At 38.0% G+C, this 17,754-nt stretch carries 15 protein-coding genes; 5 read left to right on the forward strand and 10 right to left on the reverse strand.

The annotated features are described in order from the left end of the window. Positions 1-182: 182 nt before the first annotated feature. Both ACNQFZ_RS11515 and guaB read right to left on the reverse strand, forming a co-directional pair. Positions 183-1,568: a D-alanyl-D-alanine carboxypeptidase family protein gene (locus tag ACNQFZ_RS11515; protein WP_458411490.1), complete on the reverse strand. Its 1,386-nt coding sequence runs from the start codon at positions 1,566-1,568 to the stop codon at positions 183-185. 107 nt (positions 1,569-1,675) lie between these two features. Beyond that, positions 1,676-3,139: an IMP dehydrogenase gene (guaB, locus tag ACNQFZ_RS11520; protein ID WP_458411491.1), complete on the reverse strand. Its 1,464-nt coding sequence runs from the start codon at positions 3,137-3,139 to the stop codon at positions 1,676-1,678. Between the two features lie 135 nt (positions 3,140-3,274). Between guaB and ACNQFZ_RS11525 the strand changes: the two genes are divergently transcribed. Continuing rightward, positions 3,275-4,258 (forward strand): YaaC family protein, encoded by a 984-nt coding sequence (locus ACNQFZ_RS11525; RefSeq protein WP_458411492.1) that lies wholly within the window; start codon positions 3,275-3,277, stop codon positions 4,256-4,258. Between the two features lie 286 nt (positions 4,259-4,544). Here ACNQFZ_RS11525 and ACNQFZ_RS11530 read toward each other — a convergent pair whose 3' ends face one another. The 8 genes from ACNQFZ_RS11530 to dnaA all read right to left on the reverse strand — a co-directional run bounded on the left by ACNQFZ_RS11530 (position 4,545) and on the right by dnaA (position 14,821). Then, positions 4,545-5,636: an HD-GYP domain-containing protein gene (locus ACNQFZ_RS11530; protein WP_458411493.1), complete on the reverse strand. Its 1,092-nt coding sequence runs from the start codon at positions 5,634-5,636 to the stop codon at positions 4,545-4,547. 154 nt (positions 5,637-5,790) lie between these two features. Then, a complete protein-coding gene (gene gyrA / locus ACNQFZ_RS11535) occupies positions 5,791-8,325 on the reverse strand; it encodes a DNA gyrase subunit A (RefSeq protein WP_458411494.1) in 2,535 nt (844 codons plus the stop codon). 15 nt (positions 8,326-8,340) lie between these two features. Beyond that, complete coding sequence (gyrB, locus tag ACNQFZ_RS11540) at positions 8,341-10,266, reverse strand: DNA topoisomerase (ATP-hydrolyzing) subunit B (protein WP_458415372.1); 1,926 nt, start codon at positions 10,264-10,266, stop codon at positions 8,341-8,343. A gap of 76 nt (positions 10,267-10,342) precedes the next feature. Then, positions 10,343-10,606 carry an extracellular matrix regulator RemB gene (gene remB, locus ACNQFZ_RS11545; protein ID WP_458411495.1) on the reverse strand — a complete coding sequence of 88 codons (264 nt, stop codon included), beginning with the start codon at positions 10,604-10,606 and terminating at the stop codon, positions 10,343-10,345. A gap of 17 nt (positions 10,607-10,623) precedes the next feature. Next, complete coding sequence (gene recF / locus ACNQFZ_RS11550; protein ID WP_458411496.1) at positions 10,624-11,742, reverse strand: DNA replication/repair protein RecF; 1,119 nt, start codon at positions 11,740-11,742, stop codon at positions 10,624-10,626. A gap of 26 nt (positions 11,743-11,768) precedes the next feature. Beyond that, a complete protein-coding gene (yaaA, locus tag ACNQFZ_RS11555) occupies positions 11,769-11,999 on the reverse strand; it encodes a S4 domain-containing protein YaaA (RefSeq protein WP_458411497.1) in 231 nt (76 codons plus the stop codon). 137 nt (positions 12,000-12,136) lie between these two features. Beyond that, positions 12,137-13,276, reverse strand: coding sequence for a DNA polymerase III subunit beta (gene dnaN, locus ACNQFZ_RS11560; RefSeq protein ID WP_458411498.1), 1,140 nt, complete (start codon positions 13,274-13,276; stop codon positions 12,137-12,139). 195 nt (positions 13,277-13,471) lie between these two features. Beyond that, positions 13,472-14,821 (reverse strand): chromosomal replication initiator protein DnaA, encoded by a 1,350-nt coding sequence (gene dnaA / locus ACNQFZ_RS11565; protein WP_458411499.1) that lies wholly within the window; start codon positions 14,819-14,821, stop codon positions 13,472-13,474. A gap of 587 nt (positions 14,822-15,408) precedes the next feature. On the opposite strand from dnaA, the gene rpmH reads away from it, so the two are divergent. The 4 genes from rpmH (at position 15,409) to jag (ending at position 17,634) form a co-directional block, all read left to right on the forward strand. Further along, positions 15,409-15,543 carry a 50S ribosomal protein L34 gene (rpmH, locus tag ACNQFZ_RS11570; RefSeq protein ID WP_458411500.1) on the forward strand — a complete coding sequence of 45 codons (135 nt, stop codon included), beginning with the start codon at positions 15,409-15,411 and terminating at the stop codon, positions 15,541-15,543. Positions 15,544-15,791: 248 nt separating this feature from the next. Further along, positions 15,792-16,151, forward strand: coding sequence for a ribonuclease P protein component (gene rnpA / locus ACNQFZ_RS11575; RefSeq protein ID WP_458411501.1), 360 nt, complete (start codon positions 15,792-15,794; stop codon positions 16,149-16,151). 92 nt (positions 16,152-16,243) lie between these two features. Then, positions 16,244-17,014, forward strand: a complete 771-nt coding sequence (gene spoIIIJ / locus ACNQFZ_RS11580; protein ID WP_458411502.1) for a YidC family membrane integrase SpoIIIJ — start codon at positions 16,244-16,246, stop codon at positions 17,012-17,014. Continuing rightward, positions 17,011-17,634 (forward strand): RNA-binding cell elongation regulator Jag/EloR, encoded by a 624-nt coding sequence (gene jag / locus ACNQFZ_RS11585; RefSeq protein WP_458411503.1) that lies wholly within the window; start codon positions 17,011-17,013, stop codon positions 17,632-17,634. The genes spoIIIJ and jag overlap by 4 nt, the downstream gene beginning before the upstream one ends. Positions 17,635-17,754: the final 120 nt, after the last annotated feature.

Consider the following 17,754-nt stretch of genomic DNA (forward strand, 5'->3'; position numbering starts at 1 on the left):
TATTACGTTTAATTTTATTTCTTTATTTTATCATGTACAAATAAAGGCCTATCCATTATTTTAACCTAAAATGTCGAAAATTCCTATTTTAATTTTCAAAAAGTATAAAAAAAACCATAAATTCAACTAGGAATACTCAATATTCCCCATCTGAATTTATGGTTTATGTTGGAGTTTTTTTTTTAGAATAAGCCTTTAATACCGCCAGCTACACTTGACCAAATATCAGCAAAGAAGCCGCCAATTGCTCTCATTGTTAACGAAAACCAATTTGCCTTTTCTACAGCTGACCCCGTGACAACAGCAACCTTTTCATGAACGCCACCATTATCAACTAAATAGCCATAATTATTTTCACCTTTATATTCATATGTTAAGTAGCCAACCTTTTGACCCTTTTTCACAGGTGCTTCTAGTGTGCCATTTTTAGTAAGAGCCTTTTTGTCTAATACTAGTTTTGGCTCATAAAGCTCTTCTTCATTTGACTTTACGACAGTTTTCAAAGCATCTTTTGTAGCAATTTCTACTTTCTTTTCTTTCCCTTTTTCTACCTTTAAAACATTTTGTTTTTTAAGTTGGTAATCTGCAGGGTAAAGCTCTTTTTCTACGAAATTACTAAATCCATAATCAAATAGCTTCTTAGTTTCTTCAAAACGCGCATATTGTGTCTTTGTACGCATTACAACGCTGATTAATCTCATTCCATTACGTTTTGCAGTTCCTGTAAAGCAATAGCCTGCCATGTCCGTAGAACCCGTCTTTAAGCCGTCTACACCTTGATATGCGAATTGCTGTAAATATCCTGGGATGTTAGGTAACATGGCATTCCAGTTCAACATGCTGATACCTTCACCATCAATCCCTTTTGTGAACTTTTTGAAGGGAATGCTCGCAGTTTGCAACACTTCTGGGTAATCATTGATTAAGCGATAGGCAAGGGTAGCAACAGACCGTGGTGACATCATATTCTCTTCATCCTCGGTTGTACCTTTCGGATACATCCCTTGTAAATCTTTATTATTTAAACCAGTGGCATTCACAAATTTTGCATCTTTCATGCCAAGTTCTTGTGCTTTCTTGTTCATCATTTGAATAAAGTTTGTTTCTGATCCTGCAATCGTTTCTGCTAGAGCAATCGTTGAGCCATTAGCTGAGTAGATTGCCATTGATTCATACAGTTCTCTTACTGTATATTTAATATCCTTCCGAAGCGGAACATTTGATAGCTTTGTATTTTGTGAGATTTTATAAACATAATCATCAATAGATACTTCTTGATCCCAGCTAACCTTCTTGCTATGAATAGCCTCTAACAATAAATACTCTGTCATCATTTTTGACATACTTGCTGGAGGTAATGTCATATCTGGATTCAATTCGTATAAAATTTTTCCAGAATTTCCGTCGACTAAAATAGCAGCTTCTGCTTGAAGTCCTAGTTCGACAGCACTCGCTTTAGTAGGGAAATTCGCAAAGATTGTCGTAAATAAAAAGAGTGCAAGCAAACTATATATGAAACTTTTGTTTCTTATACGTTTTTTCAAATCATATCCCTCCACATATTGCATAGTTCTATTACATAAAGTTAAATAACCACAACGGCTATTCTATCAAATTTAAATAAAAAAAAACAGAGGAAAAGCTCCTCTGTTTTAAAAAGGAATTAATTGTAATATCATACGGAATAATTTGGTGATTCCTTTGTGATTTGAACATCATGTGGATGGCTTTCACGTAAACCGGCACCAGTCATTCGGATGAATTGGCTAGTTTCACGTAATGTCTCAAGGTCTTTTGCACCACAATAGCCCATACCAGAACGAAGTCCGCCCACTAATTGATAGATCATATCGGCAAGAGGACCTTTATATGGAACACGTCCTTCAATTCCTTCAGGAACAAATTTTTGATTTTCTTCTTGGAAGTAACGGTCTTTACTTCCCTTTTCCATAGCACCGACTGAGCCCATACCACGATATACCTTGAAGCGACGTCCTTGATAGATTTCAGTATCCCCTGGGCTTTCAGTTGTACCTGCAAAGATGCTGCCAAGCATAACAGCATTGCCACCAGCAGCAAGTGCCTTCACGATATCCCCTGAATACTTAATACCACCATCGGCAATAATTGGAACACCATGCTTTCTAGCCTCTGTTGCACAATCATACACTGCTGTAATTTGTGGTACACCAACACCGGCAACGACACGAGTTGTACAAATAGAACCAGGACCAATACCAACCTTTATAATATTAGCACCAGCCTCAATTAATGCCTTCGTACCTTCCCCTGTTGCTACGTTTCCGGCGATAATATTTAAGTTTGGATATGCATCGCGAATTTCACGAACTTTATTTAAAACCCCTTGAGAATGTCCATGAGCCGTATCTAGGACAATCGCATCAACACCGGCTTTTACCAATGCTTCTACACGCATTAAGGCATCTACTGTTGCACCGACAGCGGCTCCAACCAATAGTCTACCATGGCTATCCTTCGCTGAATTTGGGAATTCAATGACCTTTTCTATATCTTTGATTGTAATTAATCCTTTTAATGTTCCTTCTTCATTCACGAGCGGTAATTTTTCAATTTTATACTTTTGCAGAATACTTTCCGCTTGAATAAGTGTTGTACCAACAGGTGCTGTCACTAAGTTTTCTTTTGTCATTACATCGTCAATTTTAATGGAGTAATCTTGAATAAAACGAAGATCACGGTTTGTTAAAATGCCGACCAATTTTACATCCTGTTCATTATTAACAATCGGTACACCGGAAATTCTAAATTTGCTCATTAATTGTTCTGCATCGGATACTGTATGATCGGGTGTTAAATAAAATGGATTTGTAATAACGCCACTTTCAGAACGTTTTACTTTATCAACTTGCTCAGCTTGCTGTTCAATTGACATATTTTTGTGGATAATGCCAAGGCCACCTTGTCTAGCAATCGCAATTGCCATATCCGCTTCTGTAACTGTGTCCATACCGGCACTAATTAGGGGGATGTTCAACTTTAAAGTCTCAGATAGTACCGCCTTCACTTCAACATCTCGTGGTAATACGGCAGAATGTGCTGGTACTAACAAGACATCATCAAATGTTAATCCTTCTTTATTAAACTTACTTTCCCACATCGTACAATCTTCTCCCTCTTATGAATTTTCCTAAAAATATTATTAGTTAGCTTAACAATTGGATAGAATACTGTCAAGGAACGACAATTATTTTATCGAAAATTTTATATTACTTTGTAATTTGGAGGTTTAACTATGAGCTCTTGGAATTCTGTTTGGGAATCCTTCTCAATCTTTTATTCCTCAATAAACGTCCAAAAATACCTTTTGCACTGCTACAAACAAATAAATATAGAGGACTCTGAAAAAAAGAGCTATGAAAACTGTTATCCATTCATCTACTATTTAGATCATGGTAAAAGCTATTATCAGCTTTCAAACAATGCGCCCTTATCTATTAAACCCATCCTCTTGTTTTATGGAATGGTTCAGCTTCTGAAGGCATGTTTACTCACTGTAGACCCAGCCTACCCTGAATCCTCCACTGTACTTGCACATGGTGTTACAACACGTAAAAGAAAAAAAAGAAACTATGATTTTTTAAACGATGAGGTAAAGGTTCAAAAAAACGGCCTATTTACACATATGGCCGAGAAAGTGTTTCATGTGAAACGACATCTAGAAGCTGAAAAATACACAATGGATTTTCTTTTGGCACGCATCCCTGAATTAAACCACCTCTTTCAAGTAAGTTTAGAAAAACAGCCAAGTTATAAAGTTGCTGGAATAGAAGATAAGATTCTTTTTATACCAACAGGCATCTTGGATCATTTACATATGACAATTGAAAGGTTCGCTAGTTTTCTTGAAAAAGAATTACCTTTTGAATCGCAATGGCTTGAAAAAGAAACTTGGAATGAAAAGCAGCCTGCCTTTATTCAGGTACAATGTCATCATAGCATTAATCCTAATGATTGTGCGCCATTACAATATAACTGCTTTGAAAATTCACTCCACCTCCCAATCGAAAAGGAACAATTCCAAGCCTTGCCTGAAATCATGACCCACTATTTGCTGCTTTACAATTTAAGCATGATCAGCAGATACGAAACAGAGTGGTGGAGTGAACGGCTGCACAGTTTCGATAACCTTGATTATCCATTCATGGAACAATTTTTAAATGTAACGTACCATAAAATTCCTTACTTAATTTATCATTACTTGCAGGCTAAAATGTAATAATATTACCTAATGCAAAAATTTCATCAGCCAATTATTGTTCCCAATTGTGATTGGACAATCCATTGTGTTTAGTATTGCAAGTTTTTATACGGACACGAAAAAACATCTAGGTATTTCAGGGAAGTGAGACTATTTTCGTGTTTGTCCGCATAAAAACTTGGCTCCCTTCTAACCGTTATTTTTTTACGTTGTCCAATCAAGATAGGTCACAATAATCGGCTGATGAAATCAATAAAGTGTTAGGGAACAATAATTAGCTAATGGAATAGCGGAAGTAATATTTCTAGTGAATGATTTCCTCAATATGTAAGCCACGTTGATTTATAAGTTGAATGATTTCCCCGGACTGCTCTAATCTGACCATTGGTCTTGTTGGCGCCTTTTGTTCAACAAAGACGATTTCGCCAACCTCATTGTTTGACAAACGAACCTTTGTGCCTGAAGAGAAGTTTGCGATAAGCCTTGTCAATGCTTGAATAACCTTTATATCAAATTTACCGAATTGGTCTTGTAAAATAGACTCCAAAACTTTAAATGGTGATTGCTTACTTCTGTATATTCTTTCTGAAGTCATCGCATGGTAGACATCAGCAACAGAAATTATCCGTTCATAAGGGTAAATAGAGTCGGCCCTTACCCCTTTTGGGTAGCCGCTGCCATCAATTCGTTCGTGGTGTTGAAAGACTGCCCGTTTTACGTCCTCTTTCAACAGCTTAATATCTTTTAAGAGGAAAAGGCTGTATATAGGGTGCCTTTTCACTTCATCAAACTCTTCCTTTGTTAAATAGCCTTTTTTATTTATAATCCTCGAAGGAATTTTGGCCATCCCACAGTCGCTTAGGGCGCCGGCAATCCCGATTTGAATACAATCCCCCATAGAGAAGTTAAGACGTTTCGCTAACATGGCTGAAAAGGCTGCAACAGCCACTGCATGATGATATAAGTATTCATCAGCTGTGCAATAGTGGTGCAGTGAAAGAATCTCTTTAGGGTCCTCTAGCGCCTTTTCGATAACAGGCACAATGATTGACCTAACAGCTGGCATATCAACAGGGATTCCCGACATCCAGCCGTTAAAAATTTTTTTATAGCTTTGCACAGCCTTTAAGTAGACCTCAACTAATCCTTGCTCTTTCTCTTGCTTGGCTTCTTCCTTCTCCATAGCTTCCTCAAGAATATCCCCGCTCGGCTTGAACCGCTCGCCCGTAACTAGGATAGGCTCAACTTTTACCTCTTTTATTAAAAATGCTTTAATAATTTCAATTGTTTTAGCAGACAGTATTGTTCTTCTTGGAACAATTGGACTATTCGTAAGTGAAAAGACATCTTCGGATAATATACAACCTTCGATTAATTGGCTCGTATGAACTTTCATATATTGCCTCTCCTCTAAAACTGAATATAAAAAATAAGCCAAAATAGAAAAGAGTCTGGCCCTCTATGCAATAAATAGTTGGCTCATTCCTACCAAGACTACATATTGAAAATAGACGGATGCCAGACACTGTAATGGTTAGTCTCTAACTTTGTTATTCATCTTGATCAGATTCTGGAGTTTCCTCTAGATTTAATTCTTGATGCTCCTCTTGATTTGCTTCCTGATTTACCTCTTCCTCATCCAATAGATTCTCATCATCTTCTTCCCGCTCAACCTTTGCAACGGTAGAAACAACTCCATTTTCATCAAGACGCATTAATTTAACACCTTGGGTATTGCGCCCTGTAATTGAAATCGTATCAATAGCCATGCGGATCACAATGCCACTTTCCGTAATTAACATTAAATCCTCTTCGCCAGTTACTGCTTTAACTGCAGACAATGGCCCATTTTTATCAGTTATATTACACGTTTTAATTCCTTTTCCACCACGGCTCTGCATACGGTATTCCGATAATGGAGTTCGTTTACCATATCCATTGCGGGTAACAACGAGAACATCCTCTGTTCCGTCGATAATTTCCATGCCGATGACAAAATCATCTTCATTTAAGCTGATGCCTTTCACGCCAGTCGCTAATCGGCCCATAGAACGGACATCCGTCTCATTAAAACGAATTAACATCCCATTCTTCGTGCCAATCATAATCTCTTTTTGACCATCTGTTAGACCGACAGAAATCACTTCATCGCCCTCTCTTAAAGAAAGAGCAATTAGTCCGCCCTTACGAATATTACCAAAGGAGGAGAGTGGTGAACGTTTGACTACGCCATGTTTCGTCGCAAAAAATAGGTACCAGTCATCCAAAAATTCCTCAACAGGAATGACGGCATTAATCCATTCATCTTTTTCAATTTCTAACAAATTGATAATTGGAATCCCTTTCGCTGTTCGGCTGTATTCAGGAATTTCATAGCCTTTTAGACGATATACCTTTCCTTTATTGCTAAAGAACAAGATCGTATTGTGTGAAGAAGTGGAAAGCAAATGTTCAACAAAATCATCTTCATTTGTTCCCATTCCTTGGACGCCGCGTCCACCTCTTCTTTGGCTCTTATACGTAGCTGCCGGTAATCGCTTAATATAACCTGCATGGGTAAGCGAAATGACAATGCTTGATTCTGGAATTAAGTCCTCATCCTCAATATCGCCAAAGCTTCCAGAGATAATTTCCGTACGGCGCTCATCAAAAAACCGTTCTTTAATTTCAATTAATTCCTCACGGATAATCTCAAGCACTTTTTCTTCATCTGCCAAGATTGCTTTTAATTCAGCAATTAGCTTCACAAGCTCTTGATATTCCTCTTCAATTTTCTCCCGCTCCAACCCTGTTAAACGTTGCAAACGCATATCTAAAATGGCTTGTGCTTGTTTCTCGGATAAGTTAAACTGGTCCATTAAACCTTGCCTTGCAATATCCGTTGTTTGTGAACTGCGGATTAAGGAAATAATCTCATCTATATGGTCAAGGGCAATTCGTAAGCCCTCCAAAATATGGGCACGTGCTTCCGCTTTGCGTAGTTCAAACTCCGTACGACGGCGAATAATCACGACTTGGTGATCAAGGTAATGACTTAACATTTGCTTGATATTTAATACCTTTGGATGACCGTCCACTAGTGCGAGCATATTAATACCAAAGCTTGATTGCAATGCTGTATGTTTATATAAATTGTTTAAAAGCACATTTGCATTAGCATCACGTTTTACTTCAATGACAATTCTCATTCCGTTACGGTCTGATTCATCACGTAAGTCAGAGATCCCCTCAATTCTCTTATCATGGACAAGCTCAGCAATCTTTTCAATTAGCTTTGCTTTATTCACCTGATACGGAATCTCTGTAATGATAATGGATTGCCTTCCATTTGGTTTTTCTTCTATCATGGATTTGGCCCGGATGGTAATCGAGCCTCTACCTGTTTCGTAAGCCCGACGAATACCACTCCGGCCTAAGATCTGACCTGCTGTTGGAAAATCAGGACCAGGAATAATTTCCATCAATTCAGGAATGGTAATATCACGATTTTTGCTGATAGCCAGCACACCGTCAATAACCTCACCTAAATGATGTGGTGGAATATTCGTAGCCATACCTACAGCAATCCCTGAGGCACCATTCACTAAAAGGTTAGGAAATCTAGCTGGCATGACAACTGGTTCTTTTTCAGAGCCATCGTAATTATCCTGATAATCAATGGTGTCTTTGTTTATATCCCGCAACAATTCCATTGCGAGCTTTGACATCCGTGCTTCCGTATAACGCATCGCCGCTGCGGGGTCACCGTCAACAGAGCCGAAGTTCCCGTGACCATCCACCAGCATGTAACGAAAGTTAAAGTCCTGTGCCATCCGTACCATCGCTTCATAAACCGCAGAATCACCATGTGGATGATACTTACCGATAACATCACCGACAATACGGGCAGATTTTTTATGTGGCTTATCTGATGTATTTCCCAACTCATTCATTGCAAACAAAATTCTTCGATGCACTGGCTTTAAGCCATCCCTTACATCTGGTAAAGCACGGGAAACAATAACACTCATGGCATAATCCAGAAAGGATGTCTTCATCTCAGTGCTTAAATTCACTTCTTGTATTGATTGACGTTCTTCCGACATTTAGGCTCCTCCTCTCTATACATCTAGATTTTTAACATAACGGGCATTCTCTTGAATAAAATCACGCCGTGGTTCTACTTGATCCCCCATCAGCATGTCAAATACCTCATCTGCCTCTATTGCATCTTGAAGCTGTACTTGAAGCAATGTACGAACCTCTGGATCCATCGTAGTTTCCCATAACTGCTCCGGATTCATCTCACCTAGACCTTTATAGCGTTGAAGACTTGGCTTAGGACTGTCAGGTAATTCCGTTAATATTTGTTCTAATTGCCGGTCATTATAAGCATATTGAATCTTTTTGCCTTGCTGCACCTTATATAAAGGCGGCTGGGCAATATAAATATATCCATTTTCAATGATTGGTTTCATAAAGCGATAGAAGAATGTTAATAGGAGTGTCCGAATATGCGCTCCGTCAACATCGGCGTCGGTCATAATAACGACTTTATGGTATCTTGCCTTTGATATATCAAAATCCTCGCCAATACCAGTACCAAGTGCTGTTATTATCGTCCGAATTTCATTGTTGGACAAGATTTTATCTAAACGTGCCTTTTCTACATTAAGGATTTTACCGCGTAATGGAAGGATAGCTTGAAAGTGGCGATCCCTTCCTGACTTAGCTGAACCACCCGCTGAATCACCCTCAACGATATAAAGTTCACTAATAGCTGCGTCTTTTGATGAACAGTCTGCTAATTTCCCTGGTAAGCTTGAAATTTCCAGGGCACCTTTTCGGCGTGTTAATTCTCTTGCCTTTTTCGCGGCAATACGCGCTCTTGAAGCCATCGTACCTTTTTCAACAATTTTCTTGGCAACTGCAGGATTTTCAAGAAGAAACTTCTCGAATCCCTCTGAAAAAACAGAATCTACAATAGCTCTTACTTCACTATTTCCCAGCTTTGTTTTCGTCTGACCTTCGAATTGTGGGTCAGGGTGCTTTACAGAAATAATCGTTGTTAAGCCTTCGCGGACATCATCCCCGGTTAAATTCTGGTCATTATCTTTGAAAATCCCGCTTCTTCTCGCATAATCATTGATTACCCGTGTTAGAGCTGTTTTAAAGCCTACTTCATGCGTACCACCCTCATATGTATGAATATTATTCGCGAAAGAATATATATTACTAACATAGCTGTCATTGTACTGTAGGGCTACTTCTGCTGTAATGCCATCCTTTTCACCCATTACATAGACAGGCTCCTCATGAATGACTTCTCGGGTACGGTTTAAATGTTCTACATAAGAGATAATTCCACCCTCATAGTGCCAGCTATTCTTTTTGCCATCTGGGCGTTTATCCTCTAGGCTAATATTTAGACCACGATTTAAGAAGGCTAACTCACGTAAACGTGTAGCCAACACATCATACTCAAATATAGTTGTTTCTTGGAAAATTTCAGGGTCTGGAGTAAAGTGGATGATTGTCCCTGTCTTATCTGTATCTCCGACAACCGTTAGTTCTTGGACAACTACACCCCGATTAAACTTTATATAATGAATCTTGCCTTCAAGATGAACATAAACCTCTAATTCAGTTGATAAAGCATTAACAACTGATGCACCAACACCGTGTAAACCTCCGGAAACCTTATATCCGCCTCCACCGAATTTACCGCCGGCATGGAGCACGGTCATAATAACCTCCACCGCTGGTCTACCCATTTTTTCTTGAATTCCTACTGGAATCCCACGCCCATTATCTACCACAGTAATACTATTATCAGTTTCAATCGTCACTTTAATTTCAGTACAATAGCCTGCTAATGCCTCATCAATACTATTATCGACGATTTCCCATACAAGATGATGAAGACCCTTTCCACTAGTAGAACCAATATACATTCCTGGACGCTTTCTCACCGCTTCCAAGCCCTCAAGCACTTGTATTTGGTCAGCACCATAGCTAGATTCTACTACCGTTTGTTTTTCTTCCATGGTCACCTGAATCACCTTCACTTTCTTTCTAGAAAAGGGCAGGGCAAAGCCCTCGCCACCTTTATTATTAGTTCTTTCATTCACTGTTTACTTCAAGTTCGGAAATATATTGTAATCGTCTCTTTAAAGTAACGGTTGATAGGGGTGAAAAATAGACATTACGTTCTGTTATAACAATGGATTTAGCACTTCCATTTGAAATCTTAATTATATTCTTTTTCCCCATATTGATGTCAACGAATTCTCGCAATATCGTTGATTCATCTACTAAATTGCCATCAATAATCGCAATCATTTCCCTCGCCTGAATCACAATATTTTCCCCTAAATGGATAAACATGCACCTTTGGCCACCCTTCAATCAGACTTTTCAATCTCCCCGGACCTCACATGAAATTTAGCAGCCTTTTTTAATGTTTCATGATCAATTCCTTCCACACTCGTAGTCGTTACAAATGTCTGAACTTTATCTTGAATGGTGTTTAATAAGTGCGATTGTCTATAATCATCAAGTTCGGAAAGTACATCATCCAACAAAAGTATAGGGTATTCTCCAACCTCTGATTTGATTAATTCAATTTCAGCCAGTTTAATGGATAAGGCCGTTGTCCGCTGCTGCCCCTGTGACCCATAAACTTGAACATCCTTATCATTGACAAAAAACTGCATATCGTCCCGATGGGGCCCCGCTAAAGTAATGCCTCTGTCAATTTCTTTGCTTTTAAGTTGGGCAAACTTCTCGTAGTATCCTTCTTCCATTTTTGACAAATCACTACCCTCTGATACATCAATCGAGGGATTATACTGGATTTTCAGCATTTCCAGCCCTCTTGAGATGCCATGGTGAATCGGCCCGGCCCAGTTTTGTAAAAGTCTAAGGAAGTGAATTCTTCTTTGGGTAATTTTCACTGCTACATCAACAAGCTGTGCCGTTAATATTTCCAGCATCACCTTGTTTTTTTCAGGGGCATGATTATACTGCTTTAATAAGTGATTTCGCTGCTGCAATATATGGTGATATTGATTAAGGTCATGCATATAGACGGGCATCACTTGCCCAATTTCAATATCAATAAAACGTCGACGAACCTGAGGACTGCCTTTCACGAGATTTAAATCCTCAGGTGCAAACATCACTGCATTAAGTGATCCAATATAGCTGCTTAGCTTTTTTTGTTCCAACGAATTTACTTTCGCTTTCTTACCTTTGTTTGAAATAATTAGCTCAAGTGAAAGAGAATTAATTCTTTTATGTACTCTTCCTTCTATTTTAGCATATTCTTCATCCCATTTGATAAGTTCTTTATCTTTAGATGTTCGATGTGATTTTGCAATGGCCAAAACATAGATGCTTTCCATTAAATTTGTCTTTCCTTGAGCATTTTCCCCAAGAATGACATTCACCTTATTTTCAAATGCAAGCTTAGCTTTCTCATAGTTTCGATAGTTTGTAATTGAAAGTTCTGATAAAAACAAAGGGTCCCTCACCCCTTTATGTTCTTTTATTCCTGGGTTATGGAAGAAATCACCCTGTAGGTTCCTTTTCCAGTAACCCTCACTTCGTCTTGATGGATTAACTTTTTGCCGCGGCGGTTTTCAGGCTGACCATTTACGAATACCTCGTGCTCACTTAAAAACCATTTCACAGCCCCACCTGTATCAATAATGCCAGCCAGTTTTAAAAACTGCCCTAATGTAATAACCTCTGTTGAAATGGTAACTTCCTTTGCCATTCATTTCACACCTTTTTTAATTATAAACTATATTTGCATTCTGTTACTTTATTGTACTAAATTGGCGACAAATAGAAAAGAAAGCCAACAGGAAACTACGATTTATTCCTGTTCGGCTTTCCCCATAGCATGTTAAATTAATACGTTCTTACCGGTAAGATTAGCTGTAAAATTGAATCATTGTCCAATGGACGAATTAAAAATGGACGCATTGCCCCAGTAAAACTAATCTTAATATCTGTGCTGTCAAGAGCTTTAAGGGCATCCATCATATATTTCGCACTAAAGGAAATTTTTAATTCCTCTCCCGTTAAAGATTCACTTCGAACATATTCCTCTACCTTACCAACCTCAGGTAAAGTCGTTGAAATTTGTACACTTTCATTTTCAAATGTCGTTAATTTAACAACATTATTCTTTCCTTCACGTGCCAAAAGTGAAGCACGATCGATGGCCTGTAGGAATTCCTTCGTGATCATAATCACTTCCGTTTTATAATCTGCCGGAATTAACCTTGATGTATCAGGATAATTTCCCTCCAAAAGTCTTGATAGGAATAATAAATATTTTGTCTTAAATAAAATTTGGTTTTCAGTTATGACAATATCGATCAATTCATTTGTATCTTCAAGTATTTTATTTAACTCATTCAAACTTTTCCCAGGGATTACCACACTTGAAATATTAGCTTGTTCTCCACCTTCAACAGGTGCCTTCCTCATCGCAAGTCGATGACTGTCAGTTGCTACACAAACAAGCTCGTTATTTTCTAGGCGCCAGTTTACCCCTGTCAAAATTGGTCGAGTCTCAGAAGTTGATACTGCAAATACGGTTTGTCGGATAATTTGCTTTAGTAAATCAATGGGCATTTGAAAAGCATGATTGTTGGAAATCGTCGGCAGCTGTGGATATTCTTCTGGATCTAAGCCAATTAAGTAAAATTCAGCACTTCCAGAAGTAATTCTTGTTGAAAAATTATCTTGTACTTCGATATCCACAGTTTCTTTAGGTAATTTTTTTACGATCTCACTAAAAAACTTCGCTTGTAAAACAATACTACCTGGCTTTTGGATATCCACATGTTGATTACCTTCTTCCTCAACCGGAATAAAGCTTTCAATCGAGATATCTGAATCACTACCTGTTAGTGTTACACCATTTTCTGTAGCTGTTATTTTTATCCCTGTTAGTATAGGAATCGTCGTTTTTGACGATACGGCTTTCATTACATCATTTACTGCTTGTACTAATTTATTTTGTTGAATAGTAAATTGCATTTATTAATGCCTCCTATTTGTTCATTTTTCAAACTGGCTGGCATATCTATATTATTTTTGAAATAAAAAATAGTAGTAATAATAGTAGGGCCTGTTGATTTGTGGATAACCCAACTTTTCTAGTGCCAGAGAAGTCTATCCACATGTGGATAGACTGTATATAAGTAGGTTCAAGTTATTCACAATTTCCAAGGTTTATAATTTTATCTTCTCTTCAATTTCTTGAATTCTTCGTTGGAATTCAGCATCTGTTTGAATAAGATTGGCAATCTTTTCATGGGCATGAATGACTGTTGTATGGTCCCTTCCGCCAAACTCTTCACCAATTTTCGGAAGTGAGGAATCAGTAAGCTCTCTTGATAAATACATGGCAATTTGGCGTGGAAAGGCAACTGATTTCGTTCTTTTTTTTGCTTTAAAATCCTCTAATTTTACGTTGTAGAATTCTCCTACAACGCGCTGGATTTCCTGGATTGTAATGACTTTCGTCCTCGTACCGGGAATGATATCTTTAAGAGCCTCAGCAGCTAAGTCTGCATTAATATCTTTATTAATTAAAGATGAATAAGCGACAACGCGAATGAGTGCACCTTCTAACTCACGTATATTAGTATCAATCTGATTAGCGATATAAATCATGACCTCATTTGAAATATCCAACCCTTCCGCTTTTGCCTTCTTGCGAAGAATGGCGATTCTCGTTTCCAAATCAGGTGGCGTAATATCTGTAATCAGCCCCCATTCAAATCTGGAACGAAGCCGATCCTCTAAAGTTGGAATTTCCTTCGGCGGGCGGTCACTTGAAATAACAATCTGTTTACTTTCCTCATGCAAGGCATTAAATGTATGGAAAAATTCTTCCTGCGTTGATTCTTTTCCAGCCAAGAATTGAATATCATCAATTAGCAGGACATCTACTTTTCGGTACTTATTCCGAAATTCAATGGCCTTATTATCACGAATCGAGTTAATGAACTCATTTGTAAACTTTTCTGATGATAGATAGACAACCTTTGCATTTGGATTATGTTCTAGTACATAGTGGCCAATTGCATGCATTAAGTGGGTTTTTCCTAATCCGACGCCCCCATAGATAAATAATGGATTGTAAGCTTTTGCTGGTGCCTCTGCTACAGCAAGGGAAGCTGCGTGGGCAAAACGATTTCCGGAGCCAATGACAAAAGTATCAAAAGTATATTTTGGAATTAGCATGCTTTGAGGCATTTCTTCTAAATGATCATCATCGACCTTTTTCCTTTTAGCGACAGTTTCAAATTTCAGCTCATCATCTTGTTGTGATTGCGGTATGACAAATTTAATTTCTAATTCAGCCCCGGTAATGTCGAGAATGGTCTCAGCAATTAGTGTCGAATAACGCGATTCCAGCCAATCACGAGCGAAATCATTCGGCGCAGTGATGATTAATGTGTCGTTTTGCAGTGAGTGAGCTTTTGTCGATTTTAACCAAGTTTCAAAGCTGGGTTTACTTATTTTCTTTTGAATAGCTTCTAGTGCCCTGGTCCATAAATCTGAGATGTTTTCCATATTGACAGACTCCCTCCTTATTTAAAAATCTCCATAAAAACATAGGAGGGCATAGTGAATACAAGTTGTATAACTTTTGTACACCCTCAATTTTGAATAATGAATACGAATGTATAAAAATAATTCCACAGCAAAAGTGAATAAATATATAATATAGTAGAAAAGTGTTTATTCGACGTTTTACACAATGTTGTGGACAAAATTCCCCACATAAGGTTATAAAAATATCCACATGTTATCCACACCTGTGGATAATGAGGAGGCTAATAAAAGAGAAAACACAAATATAATAACAAATAAAACCCTTTATTGCAATGGATTTTGGCACTTTATCCACAATCACCATACCTTGTGGATTCAAGTTATCAACAACACTATATTTTGTGTAAAGCTTGTAGATAAGTGGTGGATAGGTGAAAAAAGTGTCGAAAAAGATATCCACATGGTAAAATGGAACGGGAAGTTATAAAATGATCCATACGTAAGAGTCAATTGCGATAAGAAGTAGTGCATTGACAATATAAAGGTAGTTGTCTATAATAATTAAGACTGTCTTTAGAGTTTTTCCTCAGGGAGGTGCAAATATAATGAAACGTACTTATCAACCAAATAAACGTAAGCATAAAAAGGTACATGGTTTCCGCGCTCGCATGAGCTCTGCTAATGGACGTAATGTTCTTGCTCGTCGTCGTAGAAAAGGAAGAAAAGTATTATCAGCATAAGCCACTGAACTTGATCAGTGGTTTTTTTTCTAAATAGAAAAGCGGAGGCACCCGTTAAGCGATATAAAAACTGGAGCAAGGTGACTGAGATAAAGGAAACACGACGAGAGTAGCGAGTCGATGTTGACTTATCGTAGGGAGGCTTGTGAAGTTTTTGGGTCGCTGGGTGCCGGAGCTGGACATGCGGAGGCTGCTGATCGGGTTTTGCTGTAGATAATCTGGTTTGTTTCAAACAGGAGTGAATTTTTGTGAACAAACGGAATAGAATTAAGAAAAATGATGAATTTCAGGACGTTTTTAAAAAAGGAGTATCTGTCGCCAACCGCCAATTTGTCATTTATATGTTGGAGAAGCCGGAACAGAATGAAATGAGGATCGGTTTGTCTGTCAGCAAAAAAATTGGAAAAGCTGTTACAAGAAATCAAATAAAGAGATATGTGCGCCAGACCTTTTTAGAACTTAAAAACGATCTGAAGCAAAATATAGATTATGTTATTATTGCCCGTAAACCAACGGCAGATATGAATTTCTCAGAAACCAAAAAGAGCTTAATCCATGTCTTGAAAATAGCGAAGGCATTTACAAGAAAAATAAATATTGAAAATTAACGAGGATATAAAGGGATTAAGAAGGAAATGTCATATTATAAATGGTAATATCACTTATATACATAAGGAAATGCAAGAAGGAGGAAGGGAGTTTGAAAAAAAGAATCGCACTTGTATTGACCTTAGTGGGTCTATTAGCGGTTTTATCAGCGTGTTCGCAAGTAAATGAACCAATAACTCCAGAGAGTACAGGTTTCTGGAACCAGTATATTGTATACCCATTATCATGGTTCATCTCGTATGTTGCCAAACTTTTAGGAAATAGTTATGGTCTTTCGATTATCGTTGTTACACTCATTATACGCTTAGCCATTTTACCGTTAATGATTAAGCAAACACAGAATTCAAAGGCCATGCAGGCAATTCAGCCTGAATTAAAGGCCCTTCAACAAAAATATGCTTCTAAGGATCCAAATACACAACAAAAGCTTCAGCAAGAAACGATGGCTCTGTTCCAAAGTCATGGCGTAAATCCGTTGGCAGGATGTTTTCCTTTAGTCATTCAAATGCCAATCTTGATTGGGTTTTACCATGCGATTATGAGAACAAGAGAAATAGCAAACCATACTTTCTTGTGGTTTGACCTTGGAGTTAGAGACCCATATTATATTTTGCCGATTGTGGCAGGTATCACAACGTTCTTGCAACAGAAAATCATGATGCAGGGTATGGAAAATAACCCGCAGATGAAAATGATGCTATATATTATGCCGGTTATGATTGTTGTCTTTGCGGTTAAATTTCCAGCTGCATTATCATTGTATTGGGTAGTTGGTAATATCTTTATGGTCTTCCAAACTTTATTAATTAAAGGTCCTGCCAAAAAAGGAGAAGAGAATAGTACAGGGGGAGCAAAGAAGTGAAACAAGTAACGGCTACCGGTACAGGGCAAACAGTTGATGAGGCAATTGCATCTGCTTTACAAGAACTAAATGTATCAAAGGATAAGGTTGAAGTTTCCGTTATCGATGGAGGCAAAAAGGGCTTATTTGGCGTTTTTGGCAATCGGCCGGCAATTGTGAAGCTGACTGTCAAAATAGATCCAGTTTTAGAGGCTCAAACCTTCTTAGAAAACGTTATTCGGAAAATGGGAATAACAGCAACTATTGAGAAAGTTCATAAGGGCAAAGAACTTACATTTAAAATCAGCGGTGATGATGTTGCGATTTTAATTGGTAAACGTGGGCAAACGTTAAACTCTCTTCAATATTTAGTACAGCTTGTTGCCAATAAACATTCTGATGGTTACCTAACAGTCATTGTAGATGCCGAAGATTATCGATCACGCCGTAAAGAAACATTGGAAAATCTTGCTTTGCGATTAGCTTCTAAAGCGAAAAAGACAAAAACAAAAGTAGTGTTGGAGCCAATGCCGTCATTTGAAAGAAAAGTCATTCACTCTGTTCTTTTTGATGTGGAGGGTGTATCGACGGCCTCCGATGGCGTTGAACCAAACCGCCATATCGTGATTATTCCGAATTAAATAAAATCATTCAATAAACATGGCAGTTGCTAGAGAATCTAGCAGCTGCTATTTTTTTGCGTAAAAAATACAAATACCAATTTTATGAGTTGATTATTGTTCCCATTTGTCATTAGGCGT

The sequence above is a fragment of the Schinkia acidoalkalinis genome, assembly GCF_054301215.1.